14 protein-coding genes and 1 tRNA gene are annotated in these 16,878 nt (G+C 67.5%); 14 read left to right on the top strand and 1 reads right to left on the bottom strand.

Annotated elements, in window-relative coordinates; genetic code table 11:
• Positions 1 to 146 precede the first annotated feature (146 nt).
• The 7 genes from OID54_RS13250 to OID54_RS13220 all read left to right on the top strand — a co-directional run bounded on the left by OID54_RS13250 (position 147) and on the right by OID54_RS13220 (position 10,203).
• Positions 147 to 1,646: a bifunctional cytidylyltransferase/SDR family oxidoreductase gene (locus OID54_RS13250; protein WP_329018696.1), complete on the top strand. Its 1,500-nt coding sequence runs from the start codon at positions 147 to 149 to the stop codon at positions 1,644 to 1,646.
• A gap of 237 nt (positions 1,647 to 1,883) precedes the next feature.
• Positions 1,884 to 4,001 (top strand): hypothetical protein, encoded by a 2,118-nt coding sequence (locus tag OID54_RS13245; RefSeq protein ID WP_329018694.1) that lies wholly within the window; start codon positions 1,884 to 1,886, stop codon positions 3,999 to 4,001.
• 358 nt (positions 4,002 to 4,359) lie between these two features.
• Complete coding sequence (gene proB / locus OID54_RS13240; protein WP_329018691.1) at positions 4,360 to 5,487, top strand: glutamate 5-kinase; 1,128 nt, start codon at positions 4,360 to 4,362, stop codon at positions 5,485 to 5,487.
• Positions 5,488 to 5,621: 134 nt separating this feature from the next.
• Positions 5,622 to 6,194: a hypothetical protein gene (locus OID54_RS13235; RefSeq protein WP_329018688.1), complete on the top strand. Its 573-nt coding sequence runs from the start codon at positions 5,622 to 5,624 to the stop codon at positions 6,192 to 6,194.
• A 516-nt stretch (positions 6,195 to 6,710) separates the two neighbouring features.
• Positions 6,711 to 8,003, top strand: a complete 1,293-nt coding sequence (locus tag OID54_RS13230) for a glutamate-5-semialdehyde dehydrogenase (RefSeq protein ID WP_329018685.1) — start codon at positions 6,711 to 6,713, stop codon at positions 8,001 to 8,003.
• 137 nt (positions 8,004 to 8,140) lie between these two features.
• Complete coding sequence (locus OID54_RS13225) at positions 8,141 to 8,728, top strand: SCO2584 family spore wall biosynthesis protein (RefSeq protein WP_329018682.1); 588 nt, start codon at positions 8,141 to 8,143, stop codon at positions 8,726 to 8,728.
• Positions 8,729 to 8,940: 212 nt separating this feature from the next.
• On the top strand, positions 8,941 to 10,203 hold the full coding sequence (locus tag OID54_RS13220) for an SCO2583 family membrane protein (RefSeq protein ID WP_329018679.1): 1,263 nt from the start codon (positions 8,941 to 8,943) through the stop codon (positions 10,201 to 10,203).
• Positions 10,204 to 10,422: 219 nt separating this feature from the next.
• Here the strand turns inward: OID54_RS13220 and OID54_RS13215 are convergent, their stop codons facing one another.
• A complete protein-coding gene (locus OID54_RS13215; protein ID WP_329018676.1) occupies positions 10,423 to 11,487 on the bottom strand; it encodes a M48 family metallopeptidase in 1,065 nt (354 codons plus the stop codon).
• Between the two features lie 275 nt (positions 11,488 to 11,762).
• Between OID54_RS13215 and OID54_RS13210 the strand changes: the two genes are divergently transcribed.
• The 7 genes from OID54_RS13210 (at position 11,763) to OID54_RS13180 (ending at position 16,772) form a co-directional block, all read left to right on the top strand.
• Positions 11,763 to 11,924 carry a hypothetical protein gene (locus OID54_RS13210; protein ID WP_329018673.1) on the top strand — a complete coding sequence of 54 codons (162 nt, stop codon included), beginning with the start codon at positions 11,763 to 11,765 and terminating at the stop codon, positions 11,922 to 11,924.
• A gap of 46 nt (positions 11,925 to 11,970) precedes the next feature.
• On the top strand, positions 11,971 to 12,594 hold the full coding sequence (gene nadD, locus OID54_RS13205; protein WP_329018669.1) for a nicotinate-nucleotide adenylyltransferase: 624 nt from the start codon (positions 11,971 to 11,973) through the stop codon (positions 12,592 to 12,594).
• A 19-nt stretch (positions 12,595 to 12,613) separates the two neighbouring features.
• Positions 12,614 to 14,395, top strand: a complete 1,782-nt coding sequence (locus OID54_RS13200; RefSeq protein ID WP_329018666.1) for a LytR C-terminal domain-containing protein — start codon at positions 12,614 to 12,616, stop codon at positions 14,393 to 14,395.
• A 232-nt stretch (positions 14,396 to 14,627) separates the two neighbouring features.
• Positions 14,628 to 15,083, top strand: coding sequence for a ribosome silencing factor (gene rsfS, locus OID54_RS13195; protein ID WP_329018663.1), 456 nt, complete (start codon positions 14,628 to 14,630; stop codon positions 15,081 to 15,083).
• Positions 15,080 to 15,736: a histidine phosphatase family protein gene (locus OID54_RS13190; RefSeq protein ID WP_329027476.1), complete on the top strand. Its 657-nt coding sequence runs from the start codon at positions 15,080 to 15,082 to the stop codon at positions 15,734 to 15,736. The genes rsfS and OID54_RS13190 overlap by 4 nt, the downstream gene beginning before the upstream one ends.
• 404 nt (positions 15,737 to 16,140) lie before the next feature.
• Positions 16,141 to 16,213 (top strand) — tRNA-Ala (locus OID54_RS13185).
• A 325-nt stretch (positions 16,214 to 16,538) separates the two neighbouring features.
• Positions 16,539 to 16,772 carry a hypothetical protein gene (locus OID54_RS13180; protein ID WP_329018660.1) on the top strand — a complete coding sequence of 78 codons (234 nt, stop codon included), beginning with the start codon at positions 16,539 to 16,541 and terminating at the stop codon, positions 16,770 to 16,772.
• Positions 16,773 to 16,878 lie beyond the last annotated feature (106 nt).

The following is a 16,878-nucleotide window of genomic DNA, read 5'->3' as shown; positions in this document are numbered from 1 at the left end:
CTCCGGTCGGACCTGTGAACGACTGATGACGATGGTGAACCCCCGGTGTCCCTGGGGGGTGAGGCGGTGGACGCCCACCTTGCACGACGGTCACGCAGAGTGCGACCATCGCAGCGTCCCCCATTCGTCTCAAGGTAGGTCGTTCTGTGTCTGTGCCGCACGAAGCCAAGCCCCGCACCACAGCGGTTGTCCTAGCCGGAGGCACCGGTCAGCGGGTGGGACTTGCCATCCCCAAGCAACTGCTGAAGATCGCCGGCAAGGCTGTCATCGAGCACACACTGACCATCTTTGAGCAGGCCGAGTCCATCGACGATGTGATCGTGCTGATGGCCCCCGGCTTCGTGCCCGAGATCGAGCGGATCGTCGCCAAGGCGGGACTGACCAAGGTCACCCGGATCATCGAAGGCGGCAGCACCCGCAACCAGACGACCGAGCGCGCCATCGCAGCGCTCAGTGAGGGCCTGGTGGACGGCGAGGACCGCAACGTCCTCTTCCACGATGCCGTCAGACCACTCCTGTCACAGCGAGTGATCCAGGACTGTGTCGACGCGCTGGAGCGTCACGCCGCCGTCGACGTGGCGATCCCCTCCGCGGACACCATCATCGTGACCCGCACCCACGGGGACGACGGCGAGTTCATCACCGACGTGCCCGACCGATCCCGTCTGCGGCGTGGCCAGACGCCCCAGGCGTTCAAGCTCTCCACGATCCGCAAGGCGTACGAGGTTGCCGCCGGCGACCCCAACTTCCAGGCGACCGACGACTGTTCGGTGGTGCTGAAGTACCTGCCGGACGTACCGATCCACGTCGTCGCGGGCGACGAGTACAACATGAAGGTCACCCAGCCCGTCGACGTCTTCCTCGCCGACAAGCTGTTCCAACTCGCCTCCACCGCGGCCCCCCGCCAGGCCGACGAGGCCGCCTACCGCGAACTGCTCGCCGGTCGCACCCTCGTCGTCTTCGGCGGCTCCTACGGTATCGGCGCCGACATCGCCACCCTCGCGGAGAAGTACGGCGCCCACGTCTACGCGCTCGGCCGCTCCACCACCGGCACCCATGTGGAGAACCCGGAGCACGTCGACGACGCGCTCTCCAAGGCGTACTCGGAGACCGGACGCATCGACTACGTCATCAACACCGCGGGCGTCCTGCGCATCGGGAAACTCGCCGAGACGGACAACACCACCATCCTGGAAGCGCTGAACGTCAACTATCTGGCTCCTGTCCAGATCGCGCGTGCCTCCTACAAATACCTGGCGGAGACCAAGGGACAGCTCCTGCTCTACACCTCCTCCAGCTATACACGGGGGCGTGCGGAGTACAGCCTCTACTCCTCCACCAAGGCGGCCATGGTGAATCTCACCCAGGCCCTCTCGGACGAGTGGGCGAACGACGGCATCCGAGTGAACTGCGTCAACCCCGAGCGCACCGCGACCCCCATGCGTACCAAGGCGTTCGGCGTCGAACCCGAGGGCTCGCTCCTGTCCTCCGAGGCCGTCGCCCGCACCTCGCTCGACGTGCTGCTGTCTGAGCTCACCGGCCATGTCATCGACGTACGCCAGCAGGACCCCACTCGCAGTGCGAGTGAGTCGTCCGACTTCGAGCAGGCCCTCGCCGCGGTCCTCGACCGCGAGGGAGACGTGTAATAATTCGCTGTTAATGCAGTGGTCGCGATCACGTTCTTCTCCGTGATCGCGACAGTCACCGCAAAATCAGCGTGCTGCGGGCCTCCGTAAACACCTCGACATGATTTGCCGGGGATGTGGGGGATGGGGAGGTCCGCCTTAGTGAAGTCCTGAGTACCACTTCTGGGAATTTCGACTTCACCATTCATGAAGCAATATGAATAAGGACTAACCGGCACCCTTTGGAGCAGGTTCCTCGTGATTTCGACCGCCATTCGTCTGGCACGTGTCGGCAGCCGATCAGAGTTGGCCGCAGCGGCTCTGATCGGACTCGGCTACCCATGCGTCATGCTCGCCGCGCTGCTCCCGAGTATCTGGCTCTTCGCCGCCGCGGGTGCCGCCACCTATCTGGCTGACTGGTATCTGCACCAAAAGGGCAGCTACCTGATCAACCGACTCAACAAGGTCCGCATAGGGCTACCGATCCGGTTCTTGCTGCGCCAGTTGCTCCTGGTGCTGCTCCTGGCCCGGGAAGGGCTGGCCGAAAGCCCGCTCTTCTACATGGCCGTCGCCGGACTCCTGGTCTTCTACGCCCTCCAGGCTCCGCACGGCGCCCTCACCACGCTGATCCGGCTGCGTCGCACGCTGCCGATCGTCACCCGCAACGTGGACCTCGCCGGGCTGCGCATCCCGGATGCCCCGCCGAAGGCGCTGATGCACCGCTCCGCGGAGAAGATGCTCCACCTGGACCTTCCCGCCATGACCGGTGTCCTCGCCGCCGTCCTCGTCGACCGGGACGTCATCGGCTACACCGGCATTGCCGTCACTCTCACCCTCGGCACGCTCTACACCGTCGCCCTGGTGCCCTATCTGCGCACTGGGCGCGTCCCCGGAGCGGGCGCTGTGCTGAAGAACATCAGCACCTGGCTGCTTGAGTACCGCCCCACGACCGTGCTCTATTTCTCCGGCTCCGGTGAATCCGCGTACCAGATCAATATGTGGCTGGAGACGATGGAGCAGGTCAACGGCCGACCGTTGATCATCATGCGTGAACGCGAACTGGTGACGAAGGTCAACGCCACCGCGGTACCGATCATCTGCGTACCGGCCGCGACCCATCTGATGAACCTTGACCTGTCCACCGTCCGGGTCGCCCTCTACCCGGCCAATGTCGGCAAGAACATCCACCTGCTGCGCGTGCCGACCATGCAGCACGTCTTCATCGGCCACGGCGACAGCGACAAGCTGGCCAGCGTCAACCCCTTCAGCAAGGTCTACGACGAGGTCTGGACCGCGGGCCGCGCCGGTCGTGACCGCTACGCGCTGGCCGACGTGGGAGTGCGCGACGAGGACGTCGTCGAGGTGGGGCGGCCTCAACTCGCCCCCATCCAGACCTGGACGGGCACCCCGAAGAACCCCATCCCCACGATCCTGTACGCACCCACGTGGGAGGGCTGGGACGACAACCCCGGCAACACCTCGCTGCTGCTGGCGGGCGAGAACATCGTGCGCGGGCTCCTCGGCGCAGAGAAGCCCGTACGGCTGATCTACAAGCCGCACCCGTTCACCGGCATCCGCAACAAGAAGGCCAAGGTCGTCCACGAGCGGATCATGCGCATGGTGCGCGCGGCAGCCGCCGAACGCGCCGTCGACCCCCGGTGGGCCTCCGACGCCGCGGCGGCGAAGCCCGGACAGGCGGAAGCACGTCTCGCCTGTACCCGCATCGAAACGGAGCTGGCGGCACTCGCCGCACCCGGACGCTCCGGTGGCGACGAGGCCGAGGAGTCGCGCGTCGCCCTGGCCGATCCCGTCCGACTGGAGCGCATCAAGCGGCTGCGCGCCGAGTGGAACGACGCCTACTGGCGCTCCACCGGCTGGTGGGAGCACCTCATCGTCACCGGCACCGAGCCGAAGCTGTACGACTGCTTCAACGAGGCGGACGCCATGGTCTCCGACATCTCCAGCGTGGTCTCGGACTTCATGGCGAGCGGAAAGCCGTATGCGGTCACCGACTCGGCGGCCCTCGGCGCGGAGGAGTTCCAGCGGCAGAACACGGCGGCACGCGCCGCGGTCGTCCTGTCCAACACCGCGGTCGAACTGGCACAGCTGCTGGCCGCGGTGGAGTCCCCGGCGCTCGATCGGCTCGCCGACTCGCGCAGGGAACTCAAGGAGTACCTCCTCGGCCCCGACCACCCGACCTCCATGGAGCGCTTCAACACGGCCGTAAGCACCCTGCGGGCCGGCGCCGAGGCACGCAACGCGGGCGTACAGCAGAGGCTGACCGAGCAGGCGCAGAGGGAGCTCAACCGGCAGCCGGACGCCGGCCCGGTCGCTCCTGCCGCCGCCACGGAGCAGGAGGCTCCGCTGGCCCGCTGACGCGGCAGCCACCCGAAAGACCGTCACACGAAAGACCGTCACAGGGACAGGGCTCGTACGGTGCACGTTGCCGTACGAGCCCTGTGTCGTGCGCCTCGGGGACGACAGCCACGCGCCGAAAGCGGGTGGTGGGGCGGGGCCGGACGCCCGGTGTTCGCCGGGGGAGCAGCGCACCACGACCCAGGGGTGCCCGGGGTCGACGGCCGTGCGTCAGGGGCGCGGAGAGCAATCTCATGTGCCGCGTCCGGCCGCTCCGGTGTCGTTCGGACGACACCGGAGGCCCATGGGGTGTCCAGCGTCACGTCCAGCGGATGAAATGCCGAGGCACCCGGGCGGCACCCTGGCATAGATTCAGCCCGTGACAGAGGCAAGACAGCAGGTAACGCAGGCCCGCAGAATCGTCGTCAAGATCGGTTCGTCCTCCCTGACCACCGCGTCGGGCGGACTCGACGCCGACCGGGTCGACGCCCTCGTCGACGTACTCGCCAAAGCGCGCAGCGGCGGCGAGAAGGAGATCGTGCTCGTGTCGTCCGGTGCGATCGCCGCCGGTCTCGCTCCGCTCGGGCTCGCTCGACGGCCTCGGGACCTGGCCCGCCAGCAGGCCGCCGCCAGCGTCGGTCAGGGGCTTCTCGTGGCCCGCTACACGGCCTCCTTCGCCCGCTACGGCGTACGCGTGGGCCAGGTACTCCTCACCGGCGACGACACTAGCCGTCGGGCCCACTACCGCAACGCCTACCGCACCCTGGACCAGCTCCTCACGATGGGTGCGGTCCCCGTCGTCAACGAGAACGACACCGTCGCCACCGACGAGATCCGTTTCGGTGACAACGATCGCCTCGCCGCTCTCGTCGCCCACCTTGTCCGCGCGGACCTGCTGATCCTGCTCTCCGACGTCGACGGTCTGTACGACGGCGATCCGGCGAAGGCCGGCAGCGCACGCATCGACGAGGTCCACGGGCCGGCCGACATCGAGCAGGTGGAGATCGGCAGCGCAGGCAAGGCGGGCCTCGGCACGGGCGGGATGGTCACCAAGGTCGAAGCAGCCCGGATCGCCGCCGCCGCGGGGGTGCCCGTCGTCCTCACCTCGGCGGTGCGCGCGGCTGACGCACTGGCCGGCCGGGTCACCGGCACCTACTTCCACCAGACGGGCCGCAGATCCGCGGACCGCTTGCTCTGGCTCGCCCACGCCTCCACCCCACGCGGTGCACTCATCCTCGACGACGGCGCAGTCGACGCTGTCGTACGCGGCAGGAAGTCGCTGCTCCCGGCAGGAATTGCGGCGGTCGAAGGGGAGTTCAGCGCGGGCGACCCGGTGGAGTTGCGGAACACCCATGGTCAGGCAATTGCCCGAGGATTGGTCAACTTCGACGCCAAGGAGATTCCCCAACTTCTCGGACGTTCCACCAAAGACCTCGCACAGGAGCTCGGACCCGAATATGAGCGAGAAGTCGTACACAGGGACGATCTGGTCGTCATGCACCCCTGAAACGGCTGAAAGTCCCGTCATCCGACAGACACCTTCATGAAAAACGCCCCATGTTCGGTCCAGGACTGGTCAACTTTGTTGCGGGGCACATGGCGGGGGACGGCAAGACGACACAGGTAAACAGGAGGCCGCCGGTGAGACGAGCGCGCCCAGGGGATGCACCCCGTGGGAACGGGGGCGTCCCGAACACCCGCAGAACTGCGGGCGATCACCACCGTGGGGCGGCGGGTGAGGAGCGAGCCCTCACGAGCGTCGAAGCCGGTGCCGACTTCGACGACGGTGGCTCGTCGGAGCGGACCGGGCGGAGCATCGGGGCCGGAGCGGCAGCGCAGCCGGACGAGACGAACGACGCCCACGGCGACGGACAGTCGAAGCTCTGGCACATCACTCTGAGCGTCTCGGGTGCCGAGGCGCCCCTCAAGGAGGTCCGGCGCGGCCTGGAGCAGTTGGCCCACGACCACCCCTTCTTCCTGACCAGCCGCTACGCCAACGACCATGCGGAGATCCGCTATTGGGAGGAGGCACGCGATCTTCATGATGCGGCTGCGGTGGCGCTGCGCCTGTGGGGCGAGCACCGTTCCACCGCCCGACTGCCTCCGTGGACGATCGTGGGTCTTGAAGTGATCGACCGGCAGACGTATCACCAGCGGGTCGCCGAGGGGTACGGGCCGCCGCCCGCCTCCTCCATGGGAGTCCATCCCTTCTAGGCGGTCCGTGGCCCGTTTCGGTTTGCGGGCTGGCTTCGGGCCTGCGGGTTCCCGCTCCTGGATGGCGCTGGTCTGTGGGTGTCCGGCTCCTAGGTGTCCGCATCCCGTTTTCATCCGGTTTCCGCCGTACGTCACGGCCTTCGTTCGGCCTGGACGTCCGGTGGGTGCCGGCGTGCCGGCGCAGCAGGGCGGCCGGGATGACGCGTGGCGGTGGCGGGCCGTGGGTGCCCGCGGCACCCGGGGGACATTTCGGGCATAGGGTTGGGCTTCGAAGCCATGGGACGCGAAAGCCCGCTGAGCACCGGATGGCGCCGATCCGCATCGGTGAGGGTTCGCGGGGGCTGGCGGCAGATCCGGCCAGCGGTGCCGGCGGCCACCCGCGACACCCACCCGTCAGGCCCGGTGCTCGTGCCACCCCACGCCCCGGCCGTGCTGGACCGACCACCGACCGCGGGTGCCCGTCTCGCTCTACGGGATACCGGCCGGGCCACTCCATACGCGCATTACCCTGCGAGTATGACGACGCCCTCGCCGCTTGCGCAGAACGACACTCCTTCGCCGGTAGTCCAGGCCGCTCAGCGGGCTCGGACCGCTGCCGCCGACATCGCGCCACTGCCGCGTGCGGTCAAGGACGAAGCCCTGCTGGCGATCGCAGACGCCCTGGAAGCCCGTACCGACGTCATCGTCGCCGCCAATGCCGAGGACATCCTCCGGGCCCGCGAGGCCGGCACCAGCGAGTCGATCATCGACAGGCTCACCCTCACTCCGGAGCGGGTGCGGGCCATCGCCGCCGACGTCCGCGACGTCGCGGCCCTGCCGGACCCGGTGGGTGAGGTCGTCCGTGGTTCGACCCTGCCCAACGGCATCGACCTCCGCCAGGTGCGGGTCCCGCTCGGAGTCGTCGGCATCATCTACGAGGCCAGGCCCAATGTGACCGTGGACGCCGCGGCCCTCTGCCTCAAGTCGGGCAACGCCGTGTTGCTGCGGGGCTCCTCCTCCGCCTACTCGTCGAACGTCGCGCTGGTCGACGTCCTGCGCGACGCGGTCAAGTCCGCGGGTCTCCCAGCCGACTCCGTACAACTGGTACCGGGAGAGTCCCGCGACTCGGTACGCGAGCTGATGCGGGCACGGGGGCTCGTGGACGTACTGATCCCCCGCGGCGGCGCCGGTCTCATCCGGACCGTCGTCGAGGAGTCCATCGTTCCCGTCATCGAGACCGGCACCGGCAACTGCCATGTGTACGTCGATGCCCAGGCCGACCTCGACATGGCCGTGGACATCCTCATCAACTCCAAGGCCCAGCGGCCCAGCGTGTGCAATGCGGCGGAGACGCTCCTGGTGCACCGCGACATCGCTGCTGCGTTCCTGCCACGCGCCCTCGACGCGCTCGCTGAGGCGGGAGTGACCGTCCACGCGGATGAGCAGGTGACTGAGTACGCCTCCGCCAGCAAGGCCACGGTGGTCCCGGCGACCGCGGAGGACTGGGAGACCGAATACCTCTCGTACGACATCGCTGCGGCCGTCGTGGACTCCCTGGACGCTGCCGTCGCCCACATTCGCCGCTGGTCGTCCGGCCACACCGAGGCGATCGTGACCACGTCCCAGGCTGCTGCCCGTCTGTTCACCCAGTTGGTGGATTCCACCACCGTGGCCGTGAACGCCTCCACCCGCTTCACCGACGGTGGCCAGTTCGGCTTCGGGGCAGAGATCGGGATCTCCACCCAGAAGCTCCACGCCCGAGGCCCCATGGGGTTGCCCGAGCTGACGTCCACCAAGTACATCGTCACCGGCGACGGCCACGTCCGATAGGACCGGACGGGCCAGTAGCGGGCCTCGCCCTTTGACCAGCGCCCTCCGATCCGACGTGATGGAAACCCCACCACCTCGGATCGGAGAGTTCGCCCTTCCGCCTGCCCAAAAGGGGCGGCCAGGTCTACTCTGAATGCGTGCCGGACGACGTGGGGGGCAGGCCGTTCCCGGACGACGGGGAGCCCGACGACGACCGCGGTGGCGCGGACGAGAACTTCGCCTCCGTGGTGTTCGACGAGGACTTCGTCAGAGCAGCGGAAGTCCACGAGCCGAGCGCCGTCGAGAGACTCCTCGCCGCTGCCCAGGCACGAGCCGAAGCGGAGGCAGCCCGAGCGGGCCCCGGCCGCGGCCCCCACGAAGACGATCCTTACGAGGACGAGTACGGCTCCTACGGCCGTGAGGGCTTCGGCGACGGATACCACCCCGACGATGAATCGGGCCCCTATGGCAGGCACGGCGGTGCCCTGCGCCCCTACCGGGGCAGCGCCCGCTGGCACCGTCCCGTCGCATGGATCCTCGCCCTGCTGATGGGCATCGGCATGGTTGCCCTCGCGTTCACGGCCGTGTACCGGGGATCCGCGGGAAACAGCGAGGACCAGGTGCCCGCGCCCGCATCGACGGGCGTCGACAGCAGCCCCTCAGCCTCCCCGGACCGTGCCCATGGCCCGGCTGGTTCGGCGGATGTCTCCATTCCTCCCGTCCCCGTCGATCCGGGCACTCCCTGACGTACGGACTCCCCTTCATCGGGCGCCACGCTCCCTTTCCACACCCATGACGCAACGGTCATATTCGGCCACTCAAGTTCTGTCGAACTGATCGCTCCCTGCCCCCGATCGACCACTTTTCCGTGAGTCCTCGAACGGTTGAGTGGTAAGTCATCAGACTTTGTCGCACGCCACCGCGTTTACCGAGGCCCCGCCAGACCCACCCTGAAGGTATGGCTGGCCGTGGAGACCCGCCTGAGGGGACACCTGAGGGGACACCCGAAGGACTCCCCGGCGGTGGAGAGGACGAGTACCGATCCGTCGTCTTCGACGAATCGTTCATACGAGCTGCGCGACTTCAGGAGTTCTCCGCGCACGAACGGATGGGCGAGCATGCGCGCGCCGTGCGCAGTCTCCCCTCCAACACCCGGAGAACCGGCCCGAGGCAACTACTGATCCTCATCCTGCTCGTGGCCGTCGCCTTCGGTACCGCGACGTACTTCGGGATGCGCCCTTCTAGCCAAGTGCCCGGCGGGAAACGAGCAGCCCCACTGCGCACCACACTGATCCCCCTCGCTCCTCAGGGCGCCGTCCCCGGTGGGACGCCCAGCGACCTCTACGCGAACAGCTCGGCCGCCCAGTTCCGCATCGGGGCCTCGGGCATCACCTTCCCCAGTGCCGTGCGGACCAAGAGCTTCTCCCAGAGCCAGGTCGTGACGGCCCTGACGATCGCGAAGGACTACCTGGTGGAGTCCTCCCTCGACCCCGACGTCCTCACGGGCGGTGCGGTACGACCCGTGCGGGTGCTGATCGATCCGGGCCAGCTGGCGCAGTTCGACCGGAGCATGTCCACTCCCGTGGCGGACGGGCACCACGCGGCAACCGGATGGTTGATCCGCTACGACCCGGCGAAGGTGGTCCTTGCCGATCCGGAAGTCCGGGTCCGGGGCACTCTGGCGGTGACGGAGGCCGGAGCCGACGCCCTGGAGGTGACGTCGGACCACACCTTCGCGTACGCCCTTCGCCCGGCTCCTACGCATGGCCCACCGACGGGCACGGGGGCGACACCTCAACTCGGCGAAGGCCCGAGGGACGAATCGAGGGCCTCGACGATGGGCGCCTTCCGTCGGACGGTCGACGAAACCTCACCGCACCCTGGGGCCGCAGCCTTCCCCAGGGCCAGCCGTCCCCATCAAGCCATCAGCCGGACCGACCGGACGGCCGGTGCCTCGTTGTTCACCGTCCGGCGCGTACTGCACTTCCGGTTCGACCGGGATGATCTCCAGCTCCACCGCGCGGAACTGTTGGCGAGCTACGTACAAGCCGGTCCGCAGGCGTGCTCCGACGACTCTTCTGGCACCTTGCACCCGCTCCTCGCTGGGGAGCGGGCAACCTCGGGCGCTCCAGCGGGCACCGATCCCTACGCGGAGGGAGAGGCCACCGCCGCGCTGTGCGGCTCCCTGGCGTCGTCAGCACAACCGAGCCCGAACCCCTAGGACATACGCGCTCCTCATCGAACTCCCCAGAACGAGAACCGTCCGCCCCGCGGATGCAAGGCTCCAGCCCGAAGCCCGAAGCCCGAAGCCCGAAGCCCGAAGCCCGAAGCCCGAAGCCCGAAGCCCGAAGCCCGGCTGAGGCCCCCTCCCTTCGATTGCCCGATCATCCGATCGAACCCATTCAACCGTCGGCAGGGGGCGACATCGCTAGGACGCTTCCTAGCTCTCTGCCTTGGTCCCCCCTGAGGCCGAGCCATTGCCGTTCCCGCCGGTGAACCGGTCTCGCAGCTTGCCCCCGAGGTCGCCCGCGCCCCCGGCGATGTCACCGACCAACTTCATCAACGGGTCCTTGCTGGTCCGCACGGTGTCCGCATAGTGCGAGGCGGACTCACGTATGGAGTCCGTGACGGAGGTGTCGTTGTCCTCGGTGCGCCGCGGGTAGTGGCCGTCGATGATCCGCTGGTAGTCGCGGCTCTCCGCCCACTTCTTGAGCTCCGCTGCACGCACTGTGGTGAAGGGATGCGAACGCGGCAGCACATTGAGGATCTTCAGTACCGAGTCGCGCAGGTCCCCGCCCGCCTCGTACTCCTCCGCCTGCTTCAAGAACGCGTCGACGTTCATCTCGTGAAGGTGATTGCCGCCGGCTATCTTCATCAGCCCGCGCATCGATGCCTGTAGATCCTGACCCACCAGGAGCCCGGCGCGGTCCGCGGACAGCTCCGACTTGCGGAACCACTCCCGCAGGGCGGTGACGATCGCCATGATCGCAATATTGCCCAGCGGGATCCATGCGATCTTGAGCGCCAAATTGGTGAGGAACAGCAGGATCGTGCGGTAGACCGAGTGCCCCGACAGGGCGTGGCCCACCTCGTGGCCCACGACCGCCCGCATCTCCTCCTCGTCCAGCAACTCCACGAGCCCCGTCGTCACGACGATGATCGGCTCGTCGAGCCCGATGCACATGGCGTTGGGGCGAGGGTCCTGTGCCACGTACATGGCGGGGACCTTCTCCAGGTCCAGGACATAGCAGGCGTCCCGCAGCATGGTGTTCAGATGGGTGAACTGGGCATCGCTCACCCGCACCGAGTCGGAGAGGAAGAGCAGCCGCAGACTCCGCTCGGGCAGGAGCCCGCTCAGCGCCTTGAAGACCGTGTCGAATCCGCTGAGCTTGCGCAGGGCGACCAGCGCGGAGCGATCAGCCGGATGTTCATACGCCCGTGACGAGATGCCGGGGAAACGCTTGCGCTGCCTGCTCGGCACATTCCCGTGACTGCTGTCGGTCATTCAAACCCCCTGGTCGAACCGGTGATCCGTCGTACGAGTGATTGATTCGTCCCCCTGGCGATCCCCAGCGTAGGTGCTGGGGGCACAGTGCGCCCGAGGCTGTGGATAACTCTGGAACACAGGCCCGGTACGCCTGTTTTCCGTCATACGGCACCCTGTCAGCGGGGCCGTGACAACGACAACGACTGAGTCGGCGTGAGCGTGCCCGGGCGGCCCGCATACGATATGGGCGAAGTCCCTCCGCTCCGTTTCCGATCGATAAGGGCCCGCCGAAGATGAGCCTCCCCAGCAACGCCCCCAACCTGGTCACTCTCGCCGAGGGAGGCGAGGGCGCTCTGAACCACCCGAGCCTTCAGCCGATCCTCACCGGCGGCGGTGCGCTCCTCGCCCTGCTCCTGCTGCTGTGGATCACCATGAGCTTCAACCGCGACCGCTGAGCCAGGCGGAGCGAGTCAGGTTCGCGGGCCAGTAGGCTCTGCACGCATGGGAGAGCAGGAAGTGCCTACGGGCCCGGGTTCCGGCCGGCGGCGGCTCGGTGTGATGGGCGGGACGTTCGACCCGATCCACCATGGACACCTCGTTGCCGCCAGTGAGGTGGCCGCCCTGTTCCACCTCGACGAGGTGGTGTTCGTACCGACGGGGGAGCCGTGGCAGAAGAGCCACAAGGCCGTGTCTCCTGCCGAGGACCGCTATCTGATGACGGTCATCGCCACGGCGTCCAACCCGCAGTTCTCGGTCAGTCGCATCGACATCGACCGACCCGGGCCGACGTACACGATCGACACCCTGAGGGATCTGCACGCCCAGAACGAGGATGCGGACCTGTTCTTCATCACCGGTGCCGACGCCCTCTCCCAGATCATCGGTTGGCGGGACGCTTCGGAGCTGTTCTCGCTCAGCCACTTCATCGGGGTGACCCGACCGGGGCATGATCTGACGGACGACGGCCTGCCCGAAGGCAAGGTCTCCCTGGTGGAGGTTCCGGCGCTCGCCATCTCCTCCACCGACTGCCGGGCGAGGGTCGCCAAGGGCGATCCGGTTTGGTACCTCGTGCCCGACGGTGTGGTGCGCTACATCGACAAGCGCCAGTTGTACCGCGGCGAGTGAGCCACGGAGAGGGGCCCCGGTGAACGACCAGCACAGCCCGTTCGACCCGTACTACCAGCAGCCGCAGATCATCGGCTACGACGAGTACGGGCAGCCGGTGTATCAGCAGCCCCAGGAGCAACAGCAGTACGACGCGCAGCAAGGGGTGCAGTACGACTACCCCGACCAACAGCCCGTCGAGCAGACGTACGAGTACAACGACTACGGCGCCTACAACCAGCTCCCCCAGACGGAGGAATCCCTCCCCCAGGGGTACGAGCAACCGGACCACTCCGCGTCGTACGACGCCTACGGCCAGCTGACTGAGCAAGGGCCCGGGGGCGGTGCGGCCGACGGGGACCAGGGCTACACCTATGCGTACGAGCCGTATGAGGTCGATCAGGGCGGCCAGCACGCTGCCCAGCAGACCGCAGGGGTTGAGACGGCCCAGTGGAACATCCCCCAGCAGTCAGCGCCCATCGAAGCACCCGCATCGCCCATGTCCGATTTCTCCGATCTGGCACCCGCGAACGACGACCACAGTCTTGGGCTGGTGCCCGGGCCGCGTCGTTCCGACGACGAACGGGACTACCGCACCGAGCAGTTCGCCTTCGTCCAGGACCCCGAGGACGACTCGGAAGACGTCATCGACTGGTTGAAGTTCACGGAAAGCCGCTCGGAGAGGCGCGAAGAGGCCAAGAGGCGCGGACGCAACCGTGTCATCGCCCTTGGGGTCGTCCTGGGGCTGGTCCTGGTGACAGGCATCGTCTATCTGGTCTTCTCAGGCGATGACCCGAAGCAGGTCGCGGGTCAGACCACCGGCCCGCAGAAGCGGGACGTGATCGTTCTCCATCTGCACAACACCAAGAAGAAGGGCACTTCCACCGCCCTGCTGGTCGACAACGTCACCACCAAGACGGGCACCACCGTCCTCCTGCCCAACTCCCTCTCGGTCGCCGGCGACGACGGTACGGGCACCACCCTGGGCAAGTCCGTCGAGGACGACGGTTCCCAGGGCACCCGGGAGGCGATCGGAAGCCTTCTCGGCGCGAAGATCACCGGCACCTGGCGGCTCGATACCCCGTTCCTGGAGAATCTGGTCGACCTGGTGGGCACCGTCGATGTGACCACAGACGTGGTGGTCCCCGGTGCGAAGAAGGGCGAGCCACCCGTGGTGGCACGCGGTGAGAACCAGACCTTGAACGGTCGGTCGGCGGCTGCCTACGCCACCTATCTGGCACCCGGCGAGGTGGAGGCCAAGCAACTCCAGCGTTTCGGACAGGTCATGCACGCCGTGCTGCGGAAGTTCCCGAGCGAGCAGAAGTCCGCCACCGTGACCGTCGAAACACTGGCCCAGATCCTCGACCCCTCGCTGACGGAGAGTGACCTCGGGGCCTCGCTGGCGAAGCTCGCCGATCATGCCAAGGGCGGCGACTACCAGACGGCTCTGCTGCCGGTCCAGGCGGACGGCACGCTGACCCAGCAGGCAAGTTCGAGTGTCAAGGACGTTCTGGGCGGTTCCATCACCGCGCCGGACAAGAACGCCGCCGTCCGGATCGGCATCCGTAATGGAACGGGCAAGGCACCCGTCTCCGAATCCGCGCGGATCCTGCTGGTCAACGGTGGCTACGCCGTCGTCGACGGCGGAAAGGCCGCAACGACCGGCACCTCCCGGATCACTTACGGTGACGATGCTCAGAAGGCGGAAGCCGTCGAGGTCGCCAAGACGCTGGGGTTGCCCGTGAGCGCCGTCGCCAAGGGTGCGGCTCCGCCCAACGCCGACATCAGCGTTGTCCTCGGACAGGACTTCAAGACGGAGTGACCAATGCTCCTGCTCTCTTCCGCGGCGCGAAGGACAGCTGTGGAGGAGAGCACGGGGTGACAGGTGCGCGCCGCCGGCTCATGGGCGTTCACCGGGTGGGTGACATCAGCGCGCCCACCCGGCTGACCAGCCAGGATGCCCGGGATCTCAGCGCCGGCGCATTCCCCGCGAGTGCTGTCGGTGGTACATGAGATCCTTGGGTTGACACCCGACCGCCGACGAAAGCCAGCTAGTGACCGCTACGGACCGCTCCATCGAGCTCGTCAACGCCGCCGCCCAGGCAGCTGCTGACCGGCTCGCGCACGACATCATCGCGTACGACGTCAGTGATGTGCTGTCGATCACCGACGCCTTCCTGCTCGCCTCCGCTCCCAACGACCGCCAGGTCAAGTCGATCGTCGACGAGATCGAGGAGCGGCTGAACAAGGAGCTGGACGCCAAGCCCGTACGACGTGAGGGCGACCGGGACGCCCGCTGGATCCTCCTCGACTACGTCGACATCGTGGTCCACGTCCAGCACTCCGAGGAGCGGGTTTTCTACGCCCTGGAGCGACTGTGGAAGGACTGCCCCGAGCTGCCCCTGCCCGAGGACGCCCTGAAGACCCGCGGCAAGTCCGCCGAGCGTCAGCAGGGGGAATCTGCGGAGCCAGCTCGAGTCGCCGACACCCCGGACGGTGAGTTGAGCTGAACGAGGACGCCTACAAACGCACGGGGCGCCGTGTCGTCCTGTGGCGGCACGGCCAGACCGCATGGAACGTGGAGCGCCGTTTCCAGGGCACCACGGACATTGAGCTCACCGAGGTGGGTATCGCCCAGGCCCGTAGGGCCGCCAGGCTGCTGGCGTCTCTCAAGCCCGACGCGATCATCTCCTCGGACCTTAAGCGTGCCTCCACCACGGCCGGTGAACTGTCCGGGTTGACCGGTCACACCGTCACCTTCGACCCGCAGCTGCGCGAGACGTACGCCGGTGTGTGGCAGGGCATGACCCACCAGGACATCATCGCCGAGTTCGGCGACCAGTACGCGGCCTGGAAGCGTGGTGAGCCCGTGCGCCGGGGTGGTGGAGAGCTGGAGACGGAGGTCGCTGACCGGGCGGCTCCGGTGGTGCTCCGACACGCCGAGAAGCTTCCGGAGGACGGCACGCTCGTGGTGGTCAGCCACGGCGGCACGATCCGCACCACCATCGGACGGCTGCTCGGCCTTGAGTCCCGACACTGGGAGAGCCTGGGCGGGCTCTCGAACTGTTGCTGGTCGGTCCTCGGCGAGGGTGCGCGCGGCTGGCGGTTGCTTGAGCACAACGCGGGGACCCTTCCTGAGCCGGTCCTCGGCGACGACGACTGATCCAACGTCCCGACTCTCGTGGTCACCGATGACCGTGCCGGCTCGGCGGGCTGCCCCCACTGGCGTCCGGGCTGGTGGGCCAGGGAGGCGCCGGGCGGGTCGGTCGCGGATCCCGGCAGGGGTCCCCGGCCGGCCGCCGTGTTCGTTCGGCGGGGCGGTGGATGCGTTGGTTCGCCGAGGAGGAGCAGTTCGGGGGAGGTGGCGAGGCGCCGTGCCGATTCATGAAGCTGTCGGGTCCGCTGACCAGGAGTTCATGCCACTGATGGACCCCTGATCGGCCGCGGGTGACCAGCCTCGGGGCAGGTCCATGACGAGGCACCCGGCCCGCACCCCCGGATTTCACTTTCCGGTGGGTCGCAGGCTAAAGTTCTACTTGTTCGCAGCGCTGAGCGCGAAGAACACGCGGGGCTATAGCTCAGTTGGTAGAGCGCCTGCATGGCATGCAGGAGGTCAGGAGTTCAATTCTCCTTAGCTCCACAATTCGGATCCCGCCCCTTCTGGGGGGCGGGATCTGGCGTTTCCCGTCACCTTCCCGCCAACGTCACCGCCCCTCTCCCGCGGTCATGGCAGAATCGGACGGCCGGAGTGGGCACCGGTCGGTATGGGGAGGTTGAGCATGACGTCCGCCAGTGGGAGCGAGGAGACCGATGATCTGCTTGCAACAGCGGACACAGCCGCCCTTCTCGGACTTTCAGCCCATGGATCGGTGTGCATCGCCCGGGGTCACGGCCGCCGTGGCGCAGTCTCGTTCGGACGGTTTTCGGCCGGGCGGATGTCCTGTCGTCACCGCTGGAGCTGAGTAATGGGAGCCCATAGGCGTAAGTGCGACTGGTGTGGCAGCGGTACGCCCATCGTTCGGGACATGGACCCGCTCAACCCGGAGTTCCAGTACTGGTGCGAGGAGTGCGCACGGGCGCTGATCATAAAGGGCGACCCCATCGAGACCTATCGAGAACTTGAGGGCGAACCGATCTACGGTCGTCTGCTCGAGGAACACTGCACGCTGAAGCGCTTCTACTCGTTCGCCACCGCCTGACCCTGCCCGGCCGCCCCGCCTCACCCGCTGGCCCCGTCGTCAGAGCCAGCGGACTGCCTCCCTCCGAGCCGTCCGAAGCCCTGTCGGTGGCCTCCCTCGGGCGCTG

This window comes from Streptomyces sp. NBC_00690, assembly GCF_036226685.1.
Classification (GTDB): Bacteria; Actinomycetota; Actinomycetes; order Streptomycetales; family Streptomycetaceae; genus Streptomyces.
This window is presented reverse-complemented; position numbering and strand designations above follow the sequence as displayed.